The 19,765-nt window shown below is 74.7% G+C and carries 15 protein-coding genes; 4 read left to right on the top strand and 11 right to left on the bottom strand.

From position 1 onward, the window contains the following. Positions 1–13: 13 nt before the first annotated feature. Positions 14–679 carry a 5-formyltetrahydrofolate cyclo-ligase gene (locus G6R13_RS08185; protein WP_233569955.1) on the top strand — a complete coding sequence of 222 codons (666 nt, stop codon included), beginning with the start codon at positions 14–16 and terminating at the stop codon, positions 677–679. A gap of 88 nt (positions 680–767) precedes the next feature. After that, positions 768–1,046, top strand: coding sequence for an FmdB family zinc ribbon protein (locus G6R13_RS08180; RefSeq protein ID WP_049147734.1), 279 nt, complete (start codon positions 768–770; stop codon positions 1,044–1,046). Positions 1,047–1,066: 20 nt separating this feature from the next. Here the strand turns inward: G6R13_RS08180 and G6R13_RS08175 are convergent, their stop codons facing one another. The 7 genes from G6R13_RS08175 to guaB all read right to left on the bottom strand — a co-directional run bounded on the left by G6R13_RS08175 (position 1,067) and on the right by guaB (position 11,127). Further along, positions 1,067–1,306 (bottom strand): hypothetical protein, encoded by a 240-nt coding sequence (locus tag G6R13_RS08175; protein ID WP_141843782.1) that lies wholly within the window; start codon positions 1,304–1,306, stop codon positions 1,067–1,069. After that, positions 1,296–5,054 (bottom strand): DUF4011 domain-containing protein, encoded by a 3,759-nt coding sequence (locus tag G6R13_RS08170; protein WP_163721359.1) that lies wholly within the window; start codon positions 5,052–5,054, stop codon positions 1,296–1,298. The genes G6R13_RS08175 and G6R13_RS08170 overlap by 11 nt, the downstream gene beginning before the upstream one ends. Positions 5,055–5,152: 98 nt before the next feature. Then, positions 5,153–6,772 (bottom strand): glutamine-hydrolyzing GMP synthase, encoded by a 1,620-nt coding sequence (guaA, locus tag G6R13_RS08165; RefSeq protein ID WP_153043222.1) that lies wholly within the window; start codon positions 6,770–6,772, stop codon positions 5,153–5,155. 22 nt (positions 6,773–6,794) lie between these two features. Then, entirely contained in the window at positions 6,795–7,343 is a 549-nt protein-coding gene (locus tag G6R13_RS08160) for a DUF3817 domain-containing protein (RefSeq protein WP_036340922.1), read from the bottom strand. Beyond that, on the bottom strand, positions 7,340–8,305 hold the full coding sequence (locus tag G6R13_RS08155; protein WP_163721357.1) for an SURF1 family protein: 966 nt from the start codon (positions 8,303–8,305) through the stop codon (positions 7,340–7,342). Before G6R13_RS08155 ends, G6R13_RS08160 begins: the two co-directional genes overlap by 4 nt. A 47-nt stretch (positions 8,306–8,352) precedes the next feature. Then, positions 8,353–9,489: a GuaB3 family IMP dehydrogenase-related protein gene (locus G6R13_RS08150; RefSeq protein ID WP_036317609.1), complete on the bottom strand. Its 1,137-nt coding sequence runs from the start codon at positions 9,487–9,489 to the stop codon at positions 8,353–8,355. 93 nt (positions 9,490–9,582) lie between these two features. Beyond that, on the bottom strand, positions 9,583–11,127 hold the full coding sequence (gene guaB / locus G6R13_RS08145; RefSeq protein WP_036384655.1) for an IMP dehydrogenase: 1,545 nt from the start codon (positions 11,125–11,127) through the stop codon (positions 9,583–9,585). A 185-nt stretch (positions 11,128–11,312) separates the two neighbouring features. Between guaB and G6R13_RS08140 the strand changes: the two genes are divergently transcribed. Next, positions 11,313–12,746: a dicarboxylate/amino acid:cation symporter gene (locus G6R13_RS08140; RefSeq protein WP_163721354.1), complete on the top strand. Its 1,434-nt coding sequence runs from the start codon at positions 11,313–11,315 to the stop codon at positions 12,744–12,746. Position 12,747: 1 nt separating this feature from the next. Here G6R13_RS08140 and G6R13_RS08135 read toward each other — a convergent pair whose 3' ends face one another. The 4 genes from G6R13_RS08135 to G6R13_RS08120 form a co-directional block, all read right to left on the bottom strand. After that, the gene (locus tag G6R13_RS08135) at positions 12,748–14,703 is read right to left on the bottom strand and encodes a BCCT family transporter (RefSeq protein ID WP_205521344.1); all 1,956 of its coding nucleotides are present in this window, start codon (positions 14,701–14,703) and stop codon (positions 12,748–12,750) included. A 9-nt stretch (positions 14,704–14,712) separates the two neighbouring features. Next, the gene (locus G6R13_RS08130; RefSeq protein WP_163721111.1) at positions 14,713–15,720 is read right to left on the bottom strand and encodes an IS481 family transposase; all 1,008 of its coding nucleotides are present in this window, start codon (positions 15,718–15,720) and stop codon (positions 14,713–14,715) included. A 169-nt stretch (positions 15,721–15,889) separates the two neighbouring features. Next, on the bottom strand, positions 15,890–18,013 hold the full coding sequence (locus G6R13_RS08125) for a PIG-L family deacetylase (protein WP_061867220.1): 2,124 nt from the start codon (positions 18,011–18,013) through the stop codon (positions 15,890–15,892). Next, positions 18,010–19,128, bottom strand: coding sequence for a hypothetical protein (locus G6R13_RS08120; protein WP_061867218.1), 1,119 nt, complete (start codon positions 19,126–19,128; stop codon positions 18,010–18,012). The genes G6R13_RS08125 and G6R13_RS08120 overlap by 4 nt, the downstream gene beginning before the upstream one ends. A 161-nt stretch (positions 19,129–19,289) precedes the next feature. On the opposite strand from G6R13_RS08120, the gene G6R13_RS08115 reads away from it, so the two are divergent. After that, positions 19,290–19,718: a Fur family transcriptional regulator gene (locus tag G6R13_RS08115; protein ID WP_061867217.1), complete on the top strand. Its 429-nt coding sequence runs from the start codon at positions 19,290–19,292 to the stop codon at positions 19,716–19,718. The last annotated feature ends 47 nt before the right edge of the window (positions 19,719–19,765 follow it).

The following is a 19,765-nucleotide window of genomic DNA, read 5'->3' as shown; positions in this document are numbered from 1 at the left end:
GCATCATGGGGACATGCGCACTCCCCCTCCCGTGCCCGAGCCCGCCGCCACGGGCCCCGTCGCCGGCGTCGACGACGTCGTGGACGCCAAGGCCGCCCTGCGTGCGCGCCTGCGCACCGCCCGCCGCGACCGCTCCCCTGCGCGCCGCGCCGCCGAGTCCGCGGCCGCCGTCGAGCACCTGTGGGCGTGGCTGGGTCCGCGCGTGGCCGCGGCGACCGCGGACGGGACCGCCCCGGTGGTGGCCACCGTGCTGCCGATGGCCACCGAGCCGGACACCGGTGGGCTGCGCGCCCGCCTGCTGGCCGCGGGGGCGCGGGTGCTCGTCCCCGTGATCGAGCCGGAACGACGCCTGAGCTGGGCCTCCTGGCACCCGGGCGTCGCGACGGCGCGCGCCGCGAACGCCCCCGTGGACGAGCCCGTGGGCGAACGGCTCGGGACCGACGCGCTGGCGGCGGCGACCGCGGTGGTCATGCCGGCGCTCGCGGTGGCCGAGGACGGGATGCGCCTGGGCCAGGGCGGGGGCTACTACGACCGCTTCCTCGCCGAGCTGCCGCGGAGCGTGCCGACCGTGGCCCTCGTGTTCGAGGACGAGCTGCTGCCGGCAGGCGCCATCCCTGCCGAGCCCACGGACCGGCCCGTGGACGGCGTCGTCACCGCGGCCGGGATGCGCTGGGTCTGAGCCCGGCCCGCGGCGCGGAGTAGCATCGGGGGTCGGATCCCCCCAGAACCGCGCGCCCCGGCGCGCCCCGAGCGAGCTGGAGCTGAGCATGCCCACCTACGCCTACCGCTGCAAGGACTGCGGCCACGCCTTCGACGTCGTCCAGGCCTTCACCGACGACGCCCTCACCGAGTGCCCCGCGTGCGGCGGCGTCCTGCGCAAGCAGTACGGCTCGGTCGGCGTGAGCTTCAAGGGCTCCGGGTTCTACCGGACCGACTCGCGCTCCGGCACCGGGGGCACCGGCTCGGCCGGCGGATCGACCTCGGACTCGGCCGCCGGGTCCTCGACGTCGTCGACGTCGTCCTCGTCCTCCGCCGCCGCGGACTGACCCGGCCGCACCGGGCCGGCTCAGCCCCAGTGGGGCGGGCGCTGCTCGCGCAGCCAGCGGTCACGCTCGGCCTCGGCCGCACCGGTCTCGACCCCGGCCCTGTCCCCGGTCGGTGCGGTCGCCGGCGACGTCCCGGCCTGCCCGCTCAGCCGGGGCATCTCGGGCAGGCGCGGCTCGCGGCCGTCGGCGGCTGCCGGGCCGGTGCCCGGGGCGTCCGCCCGGCGCGGGCCGCGGCGGCGCGGCGCGCCGTCAGCGGACATCGTCGTCGGTCTCGTCCGTCTCGTCCGCCGGCTCCACGCCCAGCCGGTCGGCCAGCTCGCGGGCCACGGACTCCGGGTCCGCGAACACGTCGATCGCCCACAGGGTCCGGGGCTCCCAGCCGCGGGCCTCGAGCCCCTCGGGCAGGGTCCGCGAGCGCTGCCGCACCGTGAGGGCGCGGTACACCTCGCCGCCGTCGCCGGCCAGGGCCAGCGGACGGGGCGCCTCGTCCGCGCGCGGATCGAGCACGGCCAGGTCCATGACGCCGGCGTAGCGGGGCAGGACGCGGGCGCCGTGCTCCTCGAGCCGGTCGCGCAGATCGGCCAGCAGCGGATCGCCCACCGTGCCCACCGGGTCCGCGGCGTCGTCGCCCAGGTAGGCCTCGAGCAGCCGCAGGAACCAGAGGGCGCCGCCGTCGAGCCGGTCCTCGTCCAGGTCCGCGGCGCGCAGCGCGGAGACGAGGTGCAGGCGCCGGCGGGCGCGGGTGAGCGCGACCGTGACCATGCGCTCGCCGTCCGGGTCGGAGAAGGCGCCGAAGTGGTGCACCACGCGCCCGTGCGGGGTGCGGCCGTAGCCGGGGGTGAGGATCACGGCGTCGCGCACCACGGAGGCGGCGCGCACGACCGGCACGATCACGAACGGCTCGGCCTCGGCGGCGTCCTCGCCGCGGCCGCGGGCGAGGAACTCGTGGGCCCACGGCGCCTGCGCGGCCGTGGCCTGCACGGCGGCGGCCACGCGGCGGGCGTGCTGCTCGGACACCGTGACCACGGCCAGGGACTGCTCGGGCCGGTCGCGGATGTGCTCGAACACGCGCTCCACGGTGCGGGCGACCTCGGCGTTCGTGGACTCGACCACGTCGCCGCCGGTCATCGGGATGCCGGTGCCCTCGGGCAGGTACTCGGCCGTGACGGCACGATCCCGGCCGGTGGCCTCGCCCGCGGTGGGCAGCGCGTCCAGGGCGCCGTCATAGGCGAGCGCGGAGAGCAGGCGCACCAGGCGCCGCTCGAGGGGACGGTGCACGGTGCGCAGCGGCAGGGTGGGCAGCACCTCGTCCAGCGCGTCGTGGGCCGAGCGCAGCGGGCGCAGGGGCCCGGCGGTCGCCGTCGGGTCCACGGAGACCTGGAACGACTGCGGGCGCCCGATCACCGGGTCGCCGAGGGCCACCACCTGGGGCGCGCGGGTGAGCGCGCCCATCGCGGTGGCCAGGGCGGTCGCGTCGGCCTCCAGCAGCACGACGACGTCGGCGCGCCACTCCGGGGGGAACTCGGACAGGGCCATGGGCGAGGTGGTGACCACCGGCACGAGCGGCTGCAGGAGCTCGGGGGTGATCGTGGCCAGGGACTCGACCGTGGGGCTGCCCTGCTTGAGCAGGGTGCGCAGCACGGCCGCGTCCGCGCGATAGGTGCGCAGCGCCTCCCGCCAGCGCGCGGCCAACGCGGCGGAGAGCCGGGCGCCGCCGCGCTCGAGATGGGCGCGGTCCAGGTCGCGGAACCCGCGCTCGACCTCGGTCAGGTCCGCCCCGCTCATCATGGCGAGGAAGTCGTCCCCGGAGATCATCGCCTCGAGGGCGGACTGCCACCACGCGAGCTCGAGCTCGGCGGTCAGGGCCTCGGTGGGCACTTCCCGCTCGCGCAGGTCCTCGAGCAGCTCCGCCAGGCCGTGGTCGCGCAGGCTGTCCAGCACGAGGGTGCGCTCGGGCAGCGTGGCCAGGGTGTCGCGGTCCGCCACGAGCCCGTCGACGGCGGCCACGAGGTCGTCCACGTCGCGCTCGTCCAGCGGCCCCTCGGCCACGGCCTCGGGGGCGAGGACGCCCTCGAGCCGGCGCAGGTGCTCGCGCACCTGGCCGACGTGGCCCATCACGTGCTCGCCCTGGTCCGGCACCTGCGGGGGCGTGCCCGGCTCGGCGGCGTGGCGGTTCCAGTCCTCCAGGACGGCGGCGGCGTCCACGAGGGCGCCGTGCAGGTCCGTGGGCTGCACGCCCGGGCGGACCGCGTCCTTGGCCGCGCGGCGCAGGCGGGACCGGGCCACCGAGGACATCTCGACCAGGTGGAGGCGCCGCCACGAGCTGGTGGCGGTCGCCGCGACCAGCTGGGGCACGTCGAGGGAGAACACCTCGGGGGTGAACTCGGTGAGGGTGCGGGCCACGCGGCGGTAGAGGTCCGCCTGCTCCGCCCAGCCGGCCACCGTGCGCTCGGGGCGCAGGCCGGCCTGGGCGGCGGCGGTGTCCACGGCGCGTCGGGTGGTGTGCAGGGCCGCCGCCAGCTCGTCGGCCAGCTCCGAGGCGGCCTCGGTCTCCTGCACGTTGCGCACGCGGGCGCCGAACCAGCGGCTCTCGGTGGCGGCGGCCGAGAACGCGCCGAGCTCCCCGGCGCGCACGAGCTGCTCACCCACGGCCTGCCGGTTCACGGTGGAGTCCAGCACGGAGCGCTTGAGGCGCACGGTGGTGGCCGGCGGCGTCTCGAGCCCGGTCAGGGCGGCCAGGGCCTGCATCGCCTGGAACGGCGAGCAGCCCCAGCGGGGGCGGACGTGGTGCAGCGAGCCGACGTGCTCCTGCAGCCGGCGCCGCCGTTCGGTCAGCGCGGCCTCGTCCCGGGCGGTGTCGGGGTCCACGGCCCGCTCGGAGCGCAGGACGGCCTGCACGAGCTGGCGGCGGAGCAGCTCGGGGTCCGCGTTGGCGGGCACATCCAGCGCGATCGAGCGCAGGTCCGCCTCCTCGAGGCGGTCGAGCACGTCGGCCAGGGCGGCGGAGCGCTCGGCCACGACCAGCACGCGCCGGCCCTCCCAGGCCAGGCGCGCGGCCAGGGCGGCGGCGGTCTGGGTCTGCCCGGTGCCGGGGGCGGCCGCCACCACGAGGGAGTCCCCCGCCGCGGCGTGCTCGAGCACGCGCGCCTGGGCGGCGTCGACGTCGACGACGAGGCGCTCGTCGGCCGGGGCGACGTCGTCCTCCGCGGGCGCGCCCGTGGGCTGCAGCGCCGGCGGGCGCGGCACCATGCCGGTGCCGGCGTCGTACAGGGCCTGCACGACCGGCAGATCCTCGAGGGAGGCGGGCAGCGAGGCGGTCTCGCCGAGGTCCGCGAACGTGGAGACGAGCAGGCAGTCCTCGATGTGCAGGTCCGCGATCGCGGCGGTCTCCTCGCGCAGGCGGGCGAACGCGGGGGCGGGCTCGAGGCGCGCCGTGGCGTAGGCGGCCTGCTGGTACGCCTCGGGGTCCAGGGCGATGCCGTGGTGCCGGCGCAGATTCCGCACGAGCGCCGGGTTCAGGCGGGCCGGCTCGGTGATCTGGACCTCCAGCTCGTCCCGGCCCCGGGCGCCGCGGCGCACCGTCAGGGCCACGCGGGCCAGCAGCACGGGGGCGGAGCGGCGCTCCCGCCGGCCGTCCTCCTCAGCCGTCCACGTGGCCACGCCCACGGCGAGCGCCCCGACGTCGATGCCGCGTTCCTCCGCCAGCTCGCGGACCTTGGCGCGCAGGCCGAGGGAGACCTCGTGCGCCGCGTCCAGCACCGGGCCGGCCGGCAGCAGGGTGGACAGGCGGGTGCGCCGCCCCAGCAGCAGCTGCGAGACGCCGGAGGAGTTCGCCTCCGTGAGGTCGATGCTGTTGGCCGCCGAGGGCGCGAACCGCAGCATCGTGTCGTTCTCGGCACCCGAGCCCAGGGAGGACACCCAGGCGGCCGGGTCGGGGCGGGTCTGCCCCTCGTCGGGGCGTGCGGCGGCGCGGGCGCGGGCCAGGCGCGGGAACTCCTGCTCGGTCACGTGCGTGCGGTCCTTCCTCCGTCGCCTGGGTCCAGGCGGTCTTCGTGCGGACGGCCGCCCCGGTCAGGGGCGGCCGGATGCGGCGCCGGACGCGCCGCTCACTCCCACTCGATGGTGCCCGGCGGCTTGCTGGTCACGTCGAGCACGACCCGGTTGACGCCGTCGACCTCGTTGGTGATGCGGTTCGAGATGCGGGACAGGACGTCGTCCGGGATCCGTGCCCAGTCCGCCGTCATGGCGTCCTCGCTGGTGACGGGGCGCAGGACGACCGGGTGGCCGTAGGTCCGGCCGTCACCCTGCACGCCCACGGAGCGCACGTCCGCGAGCAGCACCACCGGGCACTGCCAGATCTGGCGGTCCAGCCCGGCCGCGGTGAGCTCGGCGCGCACGATCGCGTCCGCGCGGCGCAGCAGGTCCAGGCGCTCCTGGGTGACCTCGCCGATGATGCGGATGCCCAGACCCGGGCCCGGGAACGGCTGGCGGTGCACGATGCCCTCAGGCAGGCCGAGCTCGGCGCCCACGGCGCGGACCTCGTCCTTGAACAGCTCGCGCAGCGGCTCGCACAGCTCGAACTCGATGTCGTCCGGCAGGCCGCCCACGTTGTGGTGGGACTTGATGTTGGCCGCCCCGTCCCCGCCGCCGGACTCGACGACGTCCGGGTAGAGCGTGCCCTGCACGAGGAAGCGGACCTCGGTGGCGTCCGGGTCGTGCTCGGACTCGAGGACGATGTCCGCCTGCGCCTTCTCGAAGGTGCGGATGAACCGCTCGCCGATGATCTTGCGCTTGGTCTCGGGGTCGGTGACGCCGGCCAGCGCGGACAGGAAGTCCTCGCGCGCGTCCACCATCACGAGGCGGGCGCCGCCGTGGGCCTCGCCGAAGGCCTGCTCGATCTCGGCGGACTCGCCCTCGCGCATGAGGCCGTGGTCCACGTAGACGCAGGTGAGGCGGTCGCCGATGGCGCGCTGCACGAGGGCCGCGGCCACGGCGGAGTCCACGCCGCCGGACAGGCCGCAGATGGCCCGCTTGTCCCCGATCTGCTCGCGGATGCGCTCGACCTGCTCCTCGATCACCCCGCTGGCCGTCCAGTCCGAGCCCAGGCCCGCACCCACGTGCAGGAACTGCTCGAGCACCCGCTGGCCGCGGGAGGAGTGGCCCACCTCGGGATGCCACTGCACGCCGAAGATGCGGCGCTCGCGGTCCTCGAACGCGGCGACGGGGGCGCCCGCGGTGGAGGCCGTCACGGCGAAGCCCTCGGGCGCCTGCGTCACGGCGTCCCCGTGGGACATCCACACGACCTGCTCGAGGTCCTGGCCCGCGAACAGCACGGAGTCGGCGTCCACCGAGTCCAGGCGGGTGGAGCCGTACTCCCGGGTGCCGGTCTTGGCCACGGTGCCGCCGAGGGCGTGCGCAATCGACTGGAAGCCGTAGCACAGGCCCAGCACGGGCACCCCGGCCTCGAGCAGCGCCGGATCCAGCTGCGGGGCGCCGGGCTCGTACACCGACGACGGCCCGCCCGAGAGGATCAGCGCCGCGGGCTTGCGCTCCAGGATCTGCGCCGCCGGGGTGGAGGCGGGCACGACCTCGGAGTAGACGTTGGCCTCGCGCACACGACGCGCGATGAGCTGTGCGTACTGGGCGCCGAAGTCCAGCACCAGCACCGTGGGCATCACGTCGCTGAGCGGGGCGGGGGTGTCGGGGTGGGGGGCATTCTGCGTCACCCGTCCAGGATAGTCGAGGCGCTCAGTAGCGCCGCGCGGCGTCCGGGAAGCGGTGCAGCTCGTCCCGGACCACGCGGGTCATGCGCTTCTCCACCACGAAGGACAGGAACGGCACGACGCCGCCGCCGGCCATCGCCAGCAGGCGCAGCGGCTCCCAGCGCATCAGGGACCACAGGCGGAACGAGGCGAGCAGGTACACCACGTACATCCAGCCGTGGGCGATGAGGATGAACAGGGACAGGTTCACTCCCCCGGTCACGCTGTCCGTGGGGTGCAGCCCCAGGCCGTTGGCCTCTCCGTCCAGGGTGGTGCCGCCCGCGTAGAGCTCCACGTGCATGCCGTACTTCAGCACCATCTCCGCCACGAGCAGCAGGAGCATGATGCCGGTGATCCACGCGCACACCACGTAGAGGCGGGTGGCGGAGCGGATCTGCTGCTGGGTGCCGGCGAAACGGCGATGCTCCCGGCCTGGCCGCGGGGGCGGCTCGGGCAGGTCGGCCTCCGTGATGTCCTCGGGATCCGGCAGGCTCGCCGGGTCCACCGGCTGGGGGCCGGGGTGCTGGGTGCTCATCGGCTCTGCTCCTCTCGGGGCCCACGGGGGCCCGGGTCGCGGGGGTCGGGGCGCGCGGCCCCGTCGTCGTCGTGGTCCTGGCGTGGGTGCGCCGCGGACTGTGCCGCGACGGCCCGCTCCTTGGCCTCGCGCGCGGCCGCCCGGCGCCGCTCGAGCTCCTCGGCGCGCCACTGCGCGGCCCACTCCTCGTCGAGCCGGCGCTCGTGCTCGTCCCGGACGTGGTCGTCGCGGACGAACCGCCACCACAGGAACAGGGCGAAGCCGGCGAAGAGCATCCATTCCACGGCGTAGAAGACGTTGAGCCAGATGATCTGGGTCTCCTCCGGCTGCGGGGCCACCCACACCGGCTCGAGCCCGCCGGGGCCGGCCGCGCCCGTCTCGGCGCCCGCGGCGTCGACCATCTCGAACGCCGCGACGTACGCCGCGTAGGACGGCTCGTCCCACACGTTCACCAGCTGGGCCGGGGCCAGGCTGCGGTACAGGAGCCGGTCGGCGGTGTCCTCGGCCGCGGCCTCACGCGGCAGCGGCCCGTCCGGGGGCAGCAGGCGCCCGGTGACGGTGACCTGCCCGGCGGGCGCGGGGTCCACGACGTCGGCGCCGGCCGACCAGCCGCGGACCACCGGGACGACCTCGCCGTCCGGGGCGCCGGCCACCCGCAGGGCCGTGACCGTCCAGTAGCCGTCGCGGCCGTTCAGCAGGCGCGGGCCGACCAGGACGTCCGTGCCGGGCACGAACTCCCCCTCGACCGTGACCACCTGGTCGGCCTGCGAGCCCAGCAGGGCCTCGTAGGGGCGCACGTGCTCCAGGAACGGCACGGCGTTCTCGGTCTGGGTGCGCGGCGGCGGCGCATTCGTCTCCGCGGACTCGAACTGCCACTTGGACAGCGCCACGAAGACCGCGGCCGCCACGAGGGCCAGCACCAGGGTGGCCAGCCAGACGGGCTTGAGGGCGGTGCGCAGCACGCCGTATCAACTCTTCCGGTCGGGGTGCCGCCACGCGGCGGCGGGGATCAGACGGTCTGGGTGGGGGTCACGAGGACCTCCACCTTCTGGAAGTCCTTGAGCTCGGTGTAGCCGCAGGTGGCCATGGCACGCTTCAGACCGCCCATCAGGTTGGACGTGCCGTCCGCGTGGCGGCCGGGCCCCCACAGGACCTCCTCGAGCGGAGCCACCTGGCCCACGTGGGTGCGGTGCCCGCGCGGCAGCTCCGGGTGGACGGCCTCGAGGCCCCAGTGCCAGCCGCCGCCGGGGGCGTCGGTGGCGCGGGCCAGGGCGGCGCCCAGGACGACCGCGTCCGCGCCCATGGCGATCGCCTTGACGATCTCCCCCGAGGTGGAGACGCCGCCGTCGGCGATCACGTGCACGTAGCGGCCGCCGGACTCGTCCATGTAGTCGCGGCGCGCCTCGGCGATGTCCGAGATCGCCGTGGCCATCGGCACGCGGATGCCCATGGCGCGGCGCGTGGTGGTGGACGCGCCGCCGCCGAAGCCGACGAGCACGCCGGCCGCGCCGGTGCGCATCAGGTGCAGGGCCGGCGTGTAGCCGGCCGCCCCGCCCACGATCACGGGCACGTCCAGCTCGTAGATGAACTGCTTGAGGTCCAGCGGCTCCTGGGTGGAGGAGACGTGCTCGGCCGAGACGGTGGTGCCGCGGATGACGAACAGGTCCACGCCCGCCGCCACGACGGTGCGGTAGAACTCCTGCGTGTTCTGCGGGGTCAGCGAGCCCGCGACGACGACGCCGGCCTCGCGGATCTGTGCGAGGCGCTCGGTGATCAGATCGGGGCGGATGGGGGCCGCGTAGGCCTCCTGCAGCATGCGGGTGGCCTCGGTCCCGGCCGGGCCGGCCTCGAGGGCGGCGATCTCCTCGAGCAGCGGGCGCGGGTCCTCGTGGCGGGTCCACAGGCCCTCGAGGTTGAGGACGCCGAGACCGCCCAGCCGCCCCATCGCGATGGCGGTCTCCGGGCTCATCACGGAGTCCATGGGCGCACCGATCACGGGCATGTCGAACGTGTAGGCGTCGATGCGCCACGTGAGGCTGACGTCCTGGGGATCCCGGGTGCGCCGCGCGGGCACCACGGACACGTCGTCGAGGGAGAAGGCCCGGCGACCGCGCTTGCCGCGGCCGATCTCAATCTGGTTCGTCACCGGGCCAGCCTAGCCCAGGCGCCACGGGGGCGGCGCCGACCGTGTCGTCGGCGCCGCCCCGTCCGGGGGCTCCCCCCGGACCCGACGTGCGGGTCAGCGCGAACGGTAGTTCGGGGCCTCGACGGTCATCATGATGTCGTGCGGGTGGGACTCCTTCAGGCCCGCCGCGGTGATGCGCACGAAGCGGCCGTTCTCCTTGAGATCGGCCACCGTGGACGCGCCCGTGTAGAACATCGTCTGGCGCAGGCCGCCCACGAGCTGGTGGACCACCGAGGCGACCGGGCCCCGGAAGGGCACCTGGCCCTCGATGCCCTCGGGGATCAGCTTGTCCTCGTCCGGTACGTCCGCCTGGAAGTAGCGGTCCTTGGAGAAGGAGCGCGTGCCGTTGCGGGTCTGCATGGCGCCCAGGGAGCCCATGCCGCGGTAGGTCTTGAACTGCTTGCCCTGGTAGAACACGAGGTCGCCCGGGGACTCGGCCGTGCCGGCCAGCAGGGAGCCGAGCATCACCGAGTCGGCGCCGGCCACGAGGGCCTTGCCGATGTCACCGGAGTGCTGCAGGCCGCCGTCGGCGATCAGCGGGACGCCCGCGGGGCGTGTGGCCTTGGCCGCCTCGTAGATGGCGGTGATCTGCGGGACGCCGACGCCGGCCACCACACGGGTCGTGCAGATCGAGCCCGGGCCCACGCCCACCTTCACGGCGTCCGCGCCGGCGTCGACGATCGCCTTGGCGCCCGCGTAGGTCGCGGCCTGACCGCCGATGACGTCGACGTGCGCGGCCGCCTTCTCCTTCTTCAGGCGCGCGATCATGTCCAGCACGCCGTGCGTGTGGCCGTTCGCGGTGTCCACCACGAGGGCGTCCACGCCCGCCTCGACGAGCGCCATGGCGCGCTCCCAGCCGTCGCCGAAGAAGCCGACGGCGCCGCCGACGCGCAGCCGACCCTCGTCGTCCTTCGCGGCGTCCGGGTACTGCTCCGCCTTGTCGAAGTCCTTGATGGTGATCAGGCCGGTCAGGCGGCCCGCATCGTCCACGAGCGGCAGCTTCTCCACGCGATTCTGGGAGAACAGGCGGATCGTCTCGGCGCGCGAGACGCCCTCCTGCGCGGTGACCAGCGGCATGCGGGTCATGGCGGTGTCCACCGTGCGGGTGGCCCACTCCTCGCGCGGGATGAAGCGGGTGTCGCGGTTGGTGATGATGCCCAGCAGCGTCATGTCCTCGGCCACCACCGGCAGGCCCGAGACGCGGTACTGGGCGCACAGCTCGTCCAGGTCGGCGAGCGTGGCGTCGGGGCCGATGGTCACGGGGTCCTTGATCATCCCCGACTCGGAGCGCTTCACGGTGTCCACGTGGCGGGCCTGGTCCTCGATGGACAGGTTGCGGTGGATGATGCCCATGCCGCCCTGGCGGGCCATGGCGATGGCCAGGGGAGCCTCGGTCACGGTGTCCATCGCCGCGGAGACGATGGGGATGTTCAAGCGGATGTTGCGGGTCAGCCGGGTGCCCGGGTCCGCGTCCGCGGGGATCACGTCGGTGGCGTTGGGCAGCAGCAGGACGTCGTCATAGGTGAGGCCGAAGAAGCCGAAGGGATCCGAGGAGGAGTGGACGGGCTCGGGGCTGGGACCGGTGCTGGTGGTGGTCACGAAGACGCCTTTCGGGACGGGTGTTTCCGCGATTCTATGCCCGGGGGTCAAACCGGCGACCCGGGTGCGGGCCACGTCACAGGGCCTTCGCACTGGGCCACGCGGGGACGAGACGGACGTCACCACGACGTCACATGGCGCAATCCGTTTCGGCGTCATGGTATTGGACTGCCTAACCTCCCCGGATGAGCACCGCACAATCCTCCCCCGCACCGGCGCCCCGACGCCGGCTCCCCGCCTGGACGTCGAACTTCGGCTGGCAGATCGCCGCCGCCCTCGTCCTCGGCCTCGTCCTGGGCCTGATCGCCCGCGCGACGGGGCACACCGCCGAGCACCCGACCTGGCTCGGTGAGACGCTGGCCACCGTCGGCAGCATCTACATCAGCCTGCTGAAGGCCGCGGTCGTCCCGCTGGTCTTCTTCGCCGTCGTCGCCTCCATCGCCAACCTGGCCCAGGTGACCAACGCGGCCCGCCTGGCCGCCAAGACCCTGCTCTGGTTCGCCATCACGAGCCTGATCGCGGTGCTCATCGGCCTCGCCGTCGGCGTCGTGCTGCAACCGGGCGTGGGCACCGGCCAGACCGCGCCGGCGTCGTACCAGGCCAAGGACGTCGGCTGGCTCGACTTCCTGACCTCCCTGGTGCCGGCGAACTTCCTCGGCCTGACCGTCAAGACCACGGCGGGCGAGGACGGCGCGCTGGCCTCCTCCCCCACGTTCAACGTGCTGCAGATCCTCGTGATCGCGATCGTCGTGGGCGTGGCCGCGCTCAAGGTCGGCGAGAAGGCCGCCCCGTTCCTCACGTTCTCCCGCTCGGTGCTCGCGATCATCCAGAAGCTGCTGTGGTGGATCATCCGCCTGGCACCGATCGGCACCATCGGCCTGCTGGGCAACGCCGTGGCCTCGTACGGCTGGTCCACGATGGGCACGCTGGCCAAGTTCGTGATGGCGGTCTACGTGGGCCTGGCCCTCGTGATGCTCGTGGTGTACCCGCTGCTGGCGCGCCTGCACGGGCTCTCCGTCAAGCAGTTCTTCACCGGCGTGTGGCCGGCGTTCCAGCTCGGCTTCGTCTCCCGCTCCTCCCTCGGCACGCTGCCCGTCACCCAGCGGGTGGCCGAGCGCAACTTCGGCGTGCCCACCGGCTACGCCTCCTTCGCCGTTCCGCTGGGCGCCACCACCAAGATGGACGGCTGCGCCGCGATCTACCCGGCCGTGGCCGCCGTGTTCATCGCCCAGTTCTACGGGATCGAGATGAGCCTGAGCCAGTACGCCCTCGTGGCGCTCGTGTCCGTGCTGGGCTCGGCCGCGACCGCCGGCACCACCGGCGCCACCGTGATGCTCACGCTCACGCTGTCCACCGCCGGGCTGCCCCTCGAGGGCATGGCCCTGCTCCTGGCTGTCGACCCGATCGTGGACATGGGCCGCACCGCCCTCAACGTGTCCGGCCAGGCCCTCATCCCCGCGCTCGTGGCCTCCCAGGAGGGCATCCTCGACCGGGACCGCTACGACGCCCCGCGCGGTGACATCTTCGGCGAGGACGAGGAGGAGATCGTCGAGGCCCGCGCCCACGCGACCGCCGACTCCCGCGCCGAGCTCGTCGGCACCCCGGAGCCGCGCGCCTGAGTCAGCGACCGGACGGGCCCGCTCCGGCGGGCCCGTCCGCGTCGTCCCCGTCCCCCTCGTCCAGGTACTCGCCCAGCACGTAGTCGTAGTCCACCGGGTTCCCGTCCTCGTCCGTGCGGCGGTACCAGTCGGTGATCTCCGCGGCGGTGGAGTCGAACCCCTCGCCGGCCGCGTACCAGCTGCCCGGCGGGGTGCGCTCCACCGTGAACGCGAAGTCGTCCCCGTACTCCACCAGGCCCCGCACCGTCGCCTTCTCGACGGCGGCCCGCTGGTACCGGTCACGGATCGCGAAGGGGTCGTTGGCCAGTTCGCGCTGGAGCGCGACCGCCATGAGGACGAGCACCACGGTGAACGGCAGCGCCGTGATGGTGATGAGGTTCTGCAGGCCGGTGAGCGCGGTGTCGCCGCCGGTCAGCAGCATCACGACGGCGATGCCCGCCATGCACAGTGCCCAGAACACCGTGATCATGCGGCGTGGGGCCGGGTCGCCGCGCTGCGAGAGCTGCGAGTTCACGATCGAGGCGGAGTCCGCCGTCGTGATGAAGAAGACCGCCAGCATGATGATCACGACCGGGGCCACCAGCCCGCCGCCGGGCAGCTGGTCCAGGACCACCCAGAAGATCTCCGCCGGCGCGGGCAGCGAGGCGGCCGTGCCGTCCGGCGCCACGGAGCCCCGGGTCCGCTGCAGCCAGATGGTGGTGCCGCCGATGATCGTGAACGCGCCCACGATCACCGCGGCCGGGATGAACAGGGCGCCGAGGACGTACTGGCGGATGGTCCGGCCCTTCGAGATCTTCGCCATGAACACGCCCACGAACGGGGCCCAGCTGACCCACCACGCCCAGTAGAAGATCGTCCAGTTGGAGAGGAACTCCTGCATGTCCTCCCCCTCGGCCATCGAGGCGCCGAGGGCGTCCGGGGCGGAGGAGACGTAGTCCATCAGGACGCCGGGCACGATGTTCAGCAGGAACGCCGTCGGGCCGACGACGAAGAAGAACAGCGCCAGGCCGAGGGCGAGCAGCATGTTGATGTTGGACAGCCACCGGATGCCGCGGGCCACACCAGACACCGCCGAGACGATGGTGCCGATCGTGAGCACCACGATGATCCCCAGCGCCACCGTGTTCCCCGGCGCCGACCACCCCGAGACGATCTCCACGCCGCGGCCGATCTGCAGGGCGCCGATGCCCAGCGAGGCCGCCGTGCCGAACAATGTGGCGATGATCGCGAGCCCGTCGATCAGGCGCGCGCCGACCGAGTCGCTGCGCGGGGAGTCGCCGAACAGCGGCGCGATGATCGAGCTCATCAGCGGCACCCGGCCCCGGCGGTAGGACACGTAGCCGACCGACAGGCCGACGATCGCGTAGATCGCCCACGCGTTCACGCCCCAGTGCAGCGCGGCCTGGGCCAGCGCGCCCGTCACCGCCTCCTCGCTCCCCGCCTCGTACGCCCCCGGGCGCGGAGCCAGGTAGTAGGTCAGCGGCTCGTACGGGCCGAAGAAGATGATGCCGATGCCGATGCCGGCCGCGAAGAGCATGGCCGACCAGCTCGCCGTGGAGTACTCGGGCTTCTCCCCGTCCAGGCCCAGCGGGATCTCGCCGTACCGGGAGAACGCCAGGACCAGCAGGAACACCACCATCCCGATGGCCAGCAGGACGAACAGCCAGCCGGCGTGGACCATCACCCAGTCGAGGGCCGCGCTCGAGACGGCCAGCACGGCGTCCGGCTGCAGCACACCCCACACCACGAAGCCGACCACCAGCAGGCCGACGACGGCGAGGATCACCCGGTCCACGCCGTAGCGCACCCGGCGGTCCTCCACGGACACGCCCGGCACGAGGGCCGGGTGGATGCCGTGCGGATAGGAGAACTCGCGGACGAAGCGGCGCAGCCGTGGCCGGGCCGGGGTCCGGGTCGTGTGGGACCCGGTGGGACGGGGCGGCGTGGGTGTGTCCATGGGCACACCCTAGATGTAGGAGGGCATGACGTTGTTGACTCGGGTCGGGGCCAGTGAGGCCGGCGGGGCGTCTCCGCAGGAGGTATGAGGCCGATGGTAGTTGTAGTGGTTCACCCACACCGCCAGGGCCTCACGCCGAGCTTGCTCTGAGGAGTACGGGCGGGCGTAGAGGACCTCATCGACCATCAGCCGGTTGTAGCGTTCGACCTTCCCGTTATGGCGCGGGGTGTAGGGTCGGATCCGGTGATGCCGGCCCCCGAGCGAGACCACCTTCGCGGTGAAGTCCGCAGCCCGATAGTTGTTCCCGTTGTCCGTGATCACCCGGTCCACGGTGATGCCGTGGGCGGCGAAGAACGCCCGCGCCCGGCAGTAGAAGCTCACGGTCGTGGCCGCCCGCTCGTCCTCCAACGCYTCGGTGTAGGCCAGGCGGGTGTACCCGTCGATCGCCGAGTGCAGGTAGGTGTAGCCGACCCGCCGGCCAGGCCCGCGCTTGGAAGCACGGCCTGCTTCACTTTCACGTCCGTGGGTGCGCCAGCCGCCCCCGTCTGGGATCTTCCCGATCTTCTTCACATCCAGGTGCACCATGTGCCCCGGCCCTCTCGCGGTGATCTTCTGGGGTCGTTGGCGCAGGTCTTCTCCGGCCGGGGTCAGGTCCCGTAGGCGGGAGATCCCGAGTCGGTGCAGCCACCGTCCCACGGTACGAAGACACACCCGGTGGCCCTCGGAGACGAGGTGGTGATGGATGCGCCGTGCGGACCACTTGCGCTCCCGCCGCAGGGCGTGGATCTGGGCGACCAGGACCGGATCGAGCTGGGCAGGTGAACGGTGCGGCCGGCTGGGCAGGTCCTGAAGGCCGGCTTCTCCCTGGGCGCGGTAGCGGGCGACCCARGTGGCCACCGTGGGCCGGCTCACCCGGAACTCGGCKGCCACGTGYGCCTGCGGGATCCCGTCGTGCAGGTGGCGGTGGACCATCCTGAGACGGCCGGTCGGGGTCAGGGGTGCGTTAGCGTGAGTCATGAGTGGGTCTTCTCGGGCAGGTCGGTGGTGTAGGAACTTCCATCCTGCGGGAGAGGCCCACTCGTCTCATCTCAGCCCGGTACCCATGTCAAGAACCTCATGACCCACAACATCTAGGCGGTGCCCCCGGACCCGGCCCGGACCCGCACCCCCTGTTCCACGGCCGGCCTCACCCGGGCCGGCCCACGGCCTTGAGGTGCCCGGAGAACCCGCCGGGGGTCCGCCCCTCCAGGCGGGACGAGGTGAGCACGCGGGTGGTGTCGGTGGCGATCACGCGCACCCGGCGGCCGTCACCGCCGTCGCGCTCCCCCGCCAGGGCCCGCACCGCCGCGGCCAGGCCGACGTCCTCGTGCTCGGCCACCGGCGGGAACCCGCCCACGGCCTCGTACAGCGACCACGGCAGCCCCAGGTTCGCCCCGTGCACGTGCGCGTGCCCCTCCTCGTGCCGGTAGCCGCGGAGCCAGGCCTGCCGCAGCGGCCCCTGGCGCACGTCCACCGTGCCCAGCACGAGCGCCTCGTCGCGGCCGGCGGCCACGGTCTGCGCCAGCAGCCAGTCGGCGGGGACGCGGCTGTCCGCGTCGGTGGAGGCGAGCCAGAGGCGCTCGGCGGGCACGTCGGGGAACAGCGCGCGGGCCCGGCGCGCACCCTCCGCGCGGGCCCGCCCGACGCCGGCCTGCCCGGCGGTCGGCTCCCCCAGTTCGAGGACGTGGATGCGCGGGTCGGCGGCGCGGGCCTCGAGGGCGGCGGCCACCGTGGCGTCGTCGCAGCGGTCCGCGGCGACCACGACCGCGGCCGTGCCCTGCGCGTGGTGCTCCTCCCAGCGGTCCAGGGCGGCGGTGAGGGCCGCGAGCGCGGCCGGCAGCCGCTCCTGCTCGTCCTTGGCGGGCACCACGACGACGGCGTGGGTCGCGGCGGCGGCCCGCACGTGGAGGCTGAGCCGGAAGTCGTCCTCCACGAGCTCGGTGCGCAGCCGCCAGCGCGGGTCGGCGGCGACGCGCGCGTGCACGGCGTCCCCGTCCAGCGGCCAGCCCTCGATGGGGTGGCGCCAGTGGCACAGCAGCAGCTCGCCGCCGGGGGCGAGCGCGGCGTCGGCGTCGTCGATCAGCGCGTCGAGCTCCTCGGGCTGCAGGAAGTAGCCAATCTCGGAGGCGATCACGAGGTCCGCGCCGGCGACGTCGGCCGGCCAGTCCGCGGGCAGCACGGCTCGGCGCACCTCGGCGTGCGGCGCGCCGGCCAGCCGGGCGGCGGCGCGCTCGACGGCGGTGGAGGACGCCTCGAGGCCGACCACGCGGTCCGCGCGCGCGGCCACGTCCGCGGTGAGCACGCCGATGGACGCGCCCGCCTCGACCACGGTCCCGTAGCGGGGCCGGGGCAGGGCGGCGAGGGTGAGCGCCCGCTTGCGGGCCTCGTAGGACGAGCTGAGGTAGCGCCACGGGTCCTCCTGGGCCCGGTAGAGCCGATCGAAGACGGCGGCGGCCCGGTGGGCGTCGGCGTCGTCGGGGCCGGAGACGCGGTGGGCCTCGAACGGGCGCTCGTGGTGGGCGAGCACGGCGGGGCCCAGGATCGCCTCGTCGCCGGGCGCGGCGGAGAGGGGCCGGACCTGGGAGGCGTGCGCGTCGAGGGCGGCACGGCGGGCGGCACGGTCGTCGTCGGTGAGCGGCAGCCGTCGGTAGCGGCGGGCGGGCAGGTCGGCCGGGTCGGCCCAGTGCCAGAACCAGATGGGGAAGGCGTAGAGCGGCAGGTCGCACTCGCCCGCGACCGCGCCGACGGCCCGGCCCACGGCCTCGTGGTCCGCGTGGCCGTCGCCCGGGTCGTGGGAGGCGAGCACGGCGGGGCCGGGGTGGGCGTCGAGGGCCGCGGCGACGGCGTCGCGCACGGCGTCCTCGTGCTCGGCCACGCCGGAGTCGGGCAGGGCCAGGGACGCCCACGTCAGCCGGTCCCGCGCCGGAGAGCCGGGGCCTGCGGAGGCGGGCAGGCCGGCGGCGAGGGCGTCGAGGGCGTGCTCCATCTCGTCCCGGCGCAGCCGGACCAGGTCCTCGGGCGTGTGCGTGGGCGAGTGCGGGTGGGAGGCCTCGCCGGCGGTGGCGACCAGCACGTGCACGCGTGCCCCGTCGCGCAGGGCGGAGCGGATCAGGCCGGTGGCGGCGAGGGTCTCGTCGTCCGGGTGCGCCACGGCCACGAGCAGCAGCGTCTGCGCGTCCCAGACGGGCAGGCGCAGCTCCGGCAGCTCACCGACGCCGCCCTCGGCCCAGGCCGCCTCGGACGTGCCGTCGTCGGTGTGGGAGAAGCTCACCACGTCCAGCCGCCGTCGGTCTCGCCGGTCAGGAGCGCGGCGCCCAGCCGGGCGTCGTCGCGGTGTCCATGGTGCTGGCGCAGGTAGACCTGCAGGTCGGCCACGGCGCGGGCGTGCGCGGCGCTGCCGGTGAGCGGGCCGGGGCCGGTGGCCTGCCCGACGACGTCCATCACCTCGGTGCACAGCTGCGCCACGGTGCCGCGGATCCGGTCGGCCTCGACCATGCCGCGGCCGTGGTCCAGGCGGCCGGCGTCCACGTCGTCGGCGGCACGGGCGAGCAGGGCGGCCATCGCATGGAGCAGCCGGTCGACGCGGCCGAGCGCGGCCTGGCCGATCTGGTCCGGGCCCGGTCCGCGGCCCTCGGCCTCGGCGGCCGCGCGGGCGGCGGTGGCGTTCCGCAGGGTGCGGGCGATGCCGACGGCGCCGCCGAACCACACCGCCGCCACGCCGATGCCGCCCCACGCGAAGCCGGGCCGGCGCAGGTACCACTCGGCGCCGCCGACGGCGTTGCCGGGGACGGCGTCGAAGGCCAGGCCCACCGTGCGGATCGGGGCGAGGCCGAGCGCGGGCCAGGCCGAGTCGGTCTCGGCCACGCCGGGGTGGGACAGGTCCACGAGCACGGCACGGCGGGTGCCGTCCGCCTCCCGGCCGGTGACGACGGCGGCCGCGCACCGGTCTGCGAGCGAGCACCACGGCTTCTCGCCGTCGAGCAGCCAGGCGGTGTCGGGGCCGTCCGGGACGGGGCGCAGGGCGGGGGTGCGGCCGCCGGACTCGGAGGCGTAGACGCCGAGCAACCCGGCCGGGGCGGGGACGCCGGCCTGGGACAGGATTGAGAGCGCGTCCAGATGGGGCTCGAGCACGCGGGCGGCCGAGAGGTCCTGCGCGGCGACGGAGGCGAGCAGCTCCCACTGCTCCCGGGTGCGCCCCGCGCCGGTCAGCGGCAGGTCGAGCGGGGCGGCGTCGTCGTCGGACGCGGCGCCGGACGCCGCACGGAGCAGCTCGACCATCGCGTCGACGTCGCCGCCGCAGGCCGCGGCGGCCGCGAGGAGGGCCTGCTCGGCCGGGCGGTCCACGGCTCCACCCGGGACGAGACGGACGGGCTCGGGCTGGGCCATGGGTGGGGACCTCCTCGTCGACGGCGCCCGGGCCGGTGCGCCCCGGGGTCGAGGATTCACCGTAGTCAGCACGGGGACGGCGGGGAATGGCCGGTGCGCCGGGGGCGAAGCGGCCCGCTCTTTCTTGACATGTTCCAGAGAACCGGATGGGATCGACTGGCATGGAGACCACGACGCGGGACGAGGACGAGCGCACGCTGCTGCGCGGCGTCGGCCTGCGCGTGACCCGGCCCCGCCTCGCGGTGCTGACCGCCCTCGCCGACCACCCCCACGCGGACGCGTCCACCGTGCTGGCCGCCGTGCGTCGGGCCCTGCCCGGCACCTCGCACCAGGCCGTCTACGACTGCCTCCACGCGCTCACCGAGGCCGGGCTCGTGCGCTCCCTGCAGCCCGCCGGCTCCCCGGCCCGCTACGAGATCTGCACGGGCGACAACCACCACCACCTCGTGTGCCGCGGCTGCGGCACGGTCGTGGACGTGCCGTGCCGCACCGGCTCCGCCCCGTGCCTCGACGCCCCCGAGGACCACGGCTTCGCGGTCGACGAGGCCGAGGTCTACTACTGGGGGCTGTGCGCCGGCTGCCGAGGGTGACCGCCGGCGTCGTCCCGCTGGGCCGCGCGTCTTCCCCCGTCCGCCCG

This window comes from Micrococcus sp. Alg238-R198 (assembly GCF_900537135.1).
Lineage (GTDB): Bacteria > Actinomycetota > Actinomycetes > Actinomycetales > Micrococcaceae > Micrococcus > Micrococcus luteus.
This window is presented reverse-complemented; position numbering and strand designations above follow the sequence as displayed.